Origin of the sequence: Rhodoferax sp. UBA5149, assembly GCF_002413825.1 — a bacterium.
Lineage (GTDB): Bacteria > Pseudomonadota > Gammaproteobacteria > Burkholderiales > Burkholderiaceae_C > Rhodoferax.
The window spans coordinates 23973-28548 of sequence record NZ_DHXT01000047.1 but is presented as its reverse complement, the minus strand read 5'-3'; the positions used below and the strand labels follow the sequence as shown (position 1 = coordinate 28548).

The window sequence follows — 4576 nt, the reverse complement described above, 5'->3', positions numbered from 1 at the left end:
TCAGTTGCGCGTGATCGTCGTGCACCAGCCGGTCGCGGTGCCACGCGCCGGCGACGTTCACAACCTCGTGCGTCGGCACGCCGCGGCCGTGCACCGCTGGGCCGATGCCGGCGCCGACCTGGTGATGGGCGGCCACATCCACCTGCCCTACGTGATGGCGCTGCCGGGCCTGGCGCGACCGATGTGGGCGGTGCAGGCAGGCACGGCGGTGTCGAAGCGGGTGCGCGACGGCGTACCGAACTCGGTCAACCTGCTGCGTTGGGGTGGCGCAGCGCCCGACGGGCGCTGCCTGATCGAGCGTTGGGACTACAGCGCGACGGCCCAGACCTTTGTTCGCAAGAACGTCACCGAAGTCAAGCCGACGCGCGCGGGCGGGGTCGCCGATGAAGGCTGACGCCGAGTTGCTGACGCAGCGCGCCCTGTGGATAGGTCAGCACGCGTTGCCACTGTTCTTCGTGATGCTGGCGCTGTTACTGGCGGCAAGCTGTGCCGGCTGGTGGGCCCTACAGCGAACCACCCGGCTTCGCAGACACAACACCCGACGCCCGGCGCTTGTCCTGGGCCAGCGCTTCGCGCTCGGCTGCGCCGTCATCCTGGCGGGCGCAGGAATCTTCGCCGCGCTGGCCAGACAGCTCGGCGCCAAAGACGTACTGGGCCGGGCCGATCAGGCGCTCACTGACGCCTTGCGCGTCAGCGTGCCGCAAACGGCGCTGCATCTGTTTGCCGCGCTCACGCACCTCGCCGACACCGCCACACTGACCGGTCTGTGCATTGTCATGGCGATGGCGCTCGTCGTCCTGGGTCAGCGCGGGCTCGCCGTCGGCTGGGTGGTCGCGGTGGCGGGCAACGGTTTGCTGAACCAGACGCTCAAGCAGGTCTTCGGCCGCGTTCGGCCGCTGGATCCGGACGGCTCTGCGGTTGCGTCTGGATTCAGCTTCCCGAGCGGCCACAGCTCCGGCTCAGTGGTGGCCTACGGCATGCTGGCCTACTTGGCGCTGCGCCTGCTGCCGGCCCGCTGGCACCTGCCCGCATTGGTCACGGCGGTGGTGCTCGCCTTCACGGTCGGTGCCAGCCGCTTGTTCTTGCGCGTGCATTTTGCGAGCGACGTCATGGCCGGTTTCGCATCGGGTGCGACCTGGCTCGCGCTGTGCATCACGGGCATCGAGCTCTTGCGCTGGTGGCGCCGACGCCTCAGCTTGCCAGCGGCGCTGTAATTTGGTCGATACGCGCCATCACCTCTGGCGTCAGTTTGGCGATGACGTCCACGGCGCCAAGGTTGTCTTGCAACTGTGAGATTTTGGATGCCCCGGTGATGACGGTGCTGACCCGGGGGTTGCGCGCCACCCAGGCAATCGCCATCTGACCCAGACTGCAACCCAAATCAGACGCTACGGTTTGCAGCTGCGTTACCGCAGAATTCTTGGCGCTGTCGGTCAGTCCCTTGACGAGAAACCCCATCCCTTCAACCGCACCGCGGCTGCCTTCGGGCACGCCGTTGCGGTACTTGCCGGTGAGCAAACCGCTGGCCAGCGGGCTCCAGGTCGTCAGACCCAGACCCATGTCTTCGTAAAGGCGTTTGTACTCCTGCTCCACCCGCTTGCGGTAAAACAGGTTGTACTGCGGCTGCTCCATCACCGGCTTGTGCAGGTGGTGCCGTTCGGCAATGTCCCAGGCGGCGCGAATCTCTTCGGCAGACCATTCGCTGGTGCCCCAATACAGCGCCTTGCCGCGGCTGATCATGTCACTCATCGCCCAGACCGTTTCCTCAACCGGGGTTTGCGGGTCGGGACGATGGCAATACACCAGGTCAATGAAATCGAGGCCCATGCGTTGGAGGGAGCCATCAATGGCCTGCATCAAATATTTGCGGTTGAGCGTATCCTTGCGATTCGCCGCTTGGCCCTCGCGGTCCAGGCCCCAAAAGAATTTGGTGGAGACGATGAAATTGAGTCGTGGCCATTTCAACGCCTTGATGGCTTCGCCCATGACGACTTCGCTCTTTCCCCCAGCATAGGCCTCCGCATTGTCAAAGAAGTTGACGCCCGCATCAAACGCTGCCGCCAGCATCTCACGGGCCGCGGCCACGTCCACCTGGTTGTGGTAAGTCACCCAGGAGCCCAGTGAGAGTTCGCTGACCTGCAGGCCGCTGCGGCCGAGACGTCGATACTGCATATAGTTTCCTTGCTTTAAAGTGATTTAACGTGAAAAAAAGAACTTTCATGACTCGGGGTGCTCCGCGTACCGGATCATGAAAGTTAGGTGAGTGAAGCCAGAAAGGCTAACAGAGCCCGCACGCTTGTGCAGCCTCCCTTGGAATACCCGTGAGCTAAAGTTATATTCCCTCATGAGCAAACTCTCCCACTCACGCGACAAGATCTACAAAACAGTGGCGCGCCAATTGCATGGTCTGGTGCCCTGCTGGGTCTGCGGCGAGCATGTGCTGCCCGCAGCCGCAACGCTGGAACACATCAAGCCCCTGAGCGAAGGCGGCAACAGCCACGCAGAAAACCTGGCCATCAGCCACGATTTCTGCAACAACCAGCGCCATGCCAGCGGGGCAGTTACCGCGTCTGCGGTTTTGCTCGGCGGCGTGCAACGGCGCAGTGATGTGCGCCACGCCCTTTAGGGCATTCGCATCCTCCACAGCATCCGCAATCGAGCCCTTGCGATGCCAGGATGCGTCGTGCGTCAATCAGCTCGTCACTGCTTTGAGCTTCCTGCCTCTGATGAAACCGAGCCCCGCCAAGCCCAGTCCGAGCAAAGCCAGGCTACCCGGTTCGGGCACGGCCTGGACTTCGTGCAGGAATCCGCGGATTTCGCCTCCCGCGAAGGCGGTACTGTGGATATTGAGGTAGGCCTCATCGGCGAACATGCCGGTGAACAAGGCCGCTTCAGCAGTACTTGTTGTACCACCGTGACCTGTAATGAACGCGGGTTGTACGAAGCCGCCAGGGTCATGTCAAAGAGGTTGCTGTAGGTGCCGGAACTAACCCTGACGGAAAAAAGGGGAAGGTCGGCGTGACGGTCGCGACGCCGGCGGTACCCGCGTCCGCAACAGCCGTGCAGCAGTGAATGTGAGACGCAGTAGTGAGACCGACAAGTCCCGAGAAGGCGACTGTGACGTCCATCGTGTGCAGCGCCGCGTCAATGACGACGGTGGCGGTGCCGGTTCCCGGCGATGCATTCGCGGGCGACTCGCTCGGTCCGTCCAGTACAGCGGTGAAAGTAACCGGGGACGCCTGGGCCACCGGAACACCGAAAAATGCGGCGGCAAAGGCAAGAATCATCACGAACTGTTTCACGGCTGATCTCCTTGGAGCTTGGGTACGTGGGCCAAATCTGTACGCCCCACCCGACGAAAGGGGCCCAAGCAAGTTTCACACCGAAGGATGCCATCTGCGCCCGCAACCCATGCTGGGCGCGGCTCGCCGAGGTTTTAGCCGTTCACACGCGGCTCGTCAAAATAGCTGTGTGTAAGGTAACCCGACAAAATAGCTTGGCTTTTTTTGATGCGGAGTGGCTTATTTGCGGATTAACCGTAGCGCCAATTCATGCGCGAGACTGGGGTGGGAAACCCGTGCATAGGGTGGCTTGGGCCAGACCCAGTCTTTCTCTGGGAATAGCGCTCTCATGGCATTGATGTCGCAGTGATAAGGCGGACCCTGTATGAAGCCCTCTTCGCTAGCACCAGGGCGAATCATCTGCATGAACATCACCCATAAACTACCCTCAGGCTTTAGCCACTGATGCAATTGCTGCGCGTATTTGAACCAATGCTCTGGGTGAATCGCACACAGACAGGTTTGCTCATAAATCGCGTCAAACTTGTTGTCGGGTTGGTAGCTCAGAACATCCGCTTGTATGGCCTCTGCCTTGAGGCCTTGGGATTCAAGAAGGGCTTGCGTTCTTTCCACTGCGGCTGCGGTGTAGTCGATGCCCATGACGTCAAAGCCGCGTTTGGCAAGTTCCGCCACTTCCCAACCGCTGCCGCAACCTGGAACCACCATGCGACAGGGCGCCAGTTCACCACTGTCCAGCCAAGCCAACAGCTGAGGACTTGCACTGCCCCGGTCCCAAGCTGTTTCCTTTTTTTCAAAGCGTTCTTGCCAAAATTCAGTCGTGGGGCCTGCCATATCAAATATTCGGTGGTGGTGATTAGTTCTTCGCGACCTTCGAGTCCGGAATCACCGCGTCAATGACCGCCCCGGTCGCCTTGACGCCAGTCTTGACGACGGTCGCGGCAACCGTCACGACCGCATCGGCCACGGCGACCACCGCGCACCCGCTGCACATCAGAACGGACAGGACGCTCACGGTCTTGACCGCCTTATCGACAACTCGCTTCATTGAAATTCTCCGCCTGGTTTGGCTGCCATTATCGGGCCCCGCCGACAAGGCTCTTTCCAACCTGGCAGGCCTGACGATCTTTCCCTTGCGTTTCTCCTTCACCAGTACCAAGAAAACCCTGACATGGCCGCGCCTATCTTTACCCTCTCTTCACTGAACTGAAACAAAGTTTATCGTTCCAAAGAACATGATTCATTTTGAATAAATTCAAGGATGAGCATCATGAAAA

7 protein-coding genes and 1 pseudogene are annotated in these 4576 nt (G+C 60.7%); 3 read left to right on the top strand and 5 right to left on the bottom strand.

Annotated elements, in window-relative coordinates:
* Positions 1-394: pseudogene (locus tag B3V69_RS03885) on the top strand (metallophosphoesterase); the annotation flags it as partial.
* A gap of 7 nt (positions 395-401) precedes the next feature.
* The gene (locus B3V69_RS03880) at positions 402-1214 is read left to right on the top strand and encodes a phosphatase PAP2 family protein (RefSeq protein ID WP_296443977.1); all 813 of its coding nucleotides are present in this window, start codon (positions 402-404) and stop codon (positions 1212-1214) included.
* Here B3V69_RS03880 and B3V69_RS03875 read toward each other — a convergent pair.
* The gene (locus tag B3V69_RS03875) at positions 1192-2172 is read right to left on the bottom strand and encodes a potassium channel beta subunit family protein (RefSeq protein ID WP_296443975.1); all 981 of its coding nucleotides are present in this window, start codon (positions 2170-2172) and stop codon (positions 1192-1194) included. The two genes, B3V69_RS03880 and B3V69_RS03875, sit on opposite strands and share 23 nt — an antisense overlap.
* A 172-nt stretch (positions 2173-2344) precedes the next feature.
* Here B3V69_RS03875 and B3V69_RS03870 point away from each other — a divergent pair, with 172 nt between their 5' ends.
* Entirely contained in the window at positions 2345-2626 is a 282-nt protein-coding gene (locus B3V69_RS03870) for an HNH endonuclease signature motif containing protein (protein ID WP_296443973.1), read from the top strand.
* Positions 2627-2692: 66 nt separating this feature from the next.
* Here the strand turns inward: B3V69_RS03870 and B3V69_RS03865 are convergent, their stop codons facing one another.
* The 4 genes from B3V69_RS03865 to B3V69_RS03850 all read right to left on the bottom strand — a co-directional run bounded on the left by B3V69_RS03865 (position 2693) and on the right by B3V69_RS03850 (position 4347).
* Positions 2693-2884: a CHRD domain-containing protein gene (locus B3V69_RS03865; protein ID WP_296443970.1), complete on the bottom strand. Its 192-nt coding sequence runs from the start codon at positions 2882-2884 to the stop codon at positions 2693-2695.
* Positions 2885-2954: 70 nt separating this feature from the next.
* Positions 2955-3302 carry a CHRD domain-containing protein gene (locus B3V69_RS03860; protein ID WP_296443967.1) on the bottom strand — a complete coding sequence of 116 codons (348 nt, stop codon included), beginning with the start codon at positions 3300-3302 and terminating at the stop codon, positions 2955-2957.
* Between the two features lie 219 nt (positions 3303-3521).
* Positions 3522-4133, bottom strand: a complete 612-nt coding sequence (locus tag B3V69_RS03855; RefSeq protein ID WP_296443964.1) for a methyltransferase domain-containing protein — start codon at positions 4131-4133, stop codon at positions 3522-3524.
* Positions 4134-4155: 22 nt separating this feature from the next.
* On the bottom strand, positions 4156-4347 hold the full coding sequence (locus B3V69_RS03850; protein ID WP_296443963.1) for a hypothetical protein: 192 nt from the start codon (positions 4345-4347) through the stop codon (positions 4156-4158).
* Between the last annotated feature and the right edge of the window lie 229 nt (positions 4348-4576).

Coding starts and splice junctions, on each gene's coding strand:
- B3V69_RS03875 (WP_296443975.1), bottom strand. CDS start 2,172: ATGCAGTATCGACGTCTCGGCCGCAGCGGCCTGCAGGTCAGCGAACTC.
- B3V69_RS03870 (WP_296443973.1), top strand. CDS start 2,345: ATGAGCAAACTCTCCCACTCACGCGACAAGATCTACAAAACAGTGGCG.
- B3V69_RS03855 (WP_296443964.1), bottom strand. CDS start 4,133: ATGGCAGGCCCCACGACTGAATTTTGGCAAGAACGCTTTGAAAAAAAG.
- B3V69_RS03850 (WP_296443963.1), bottom strand. CDS start 4,347: ATGAAGCGAGTTGTCGATAAGGCGGTCAAGACCGTGAGCGTCCTGTCC.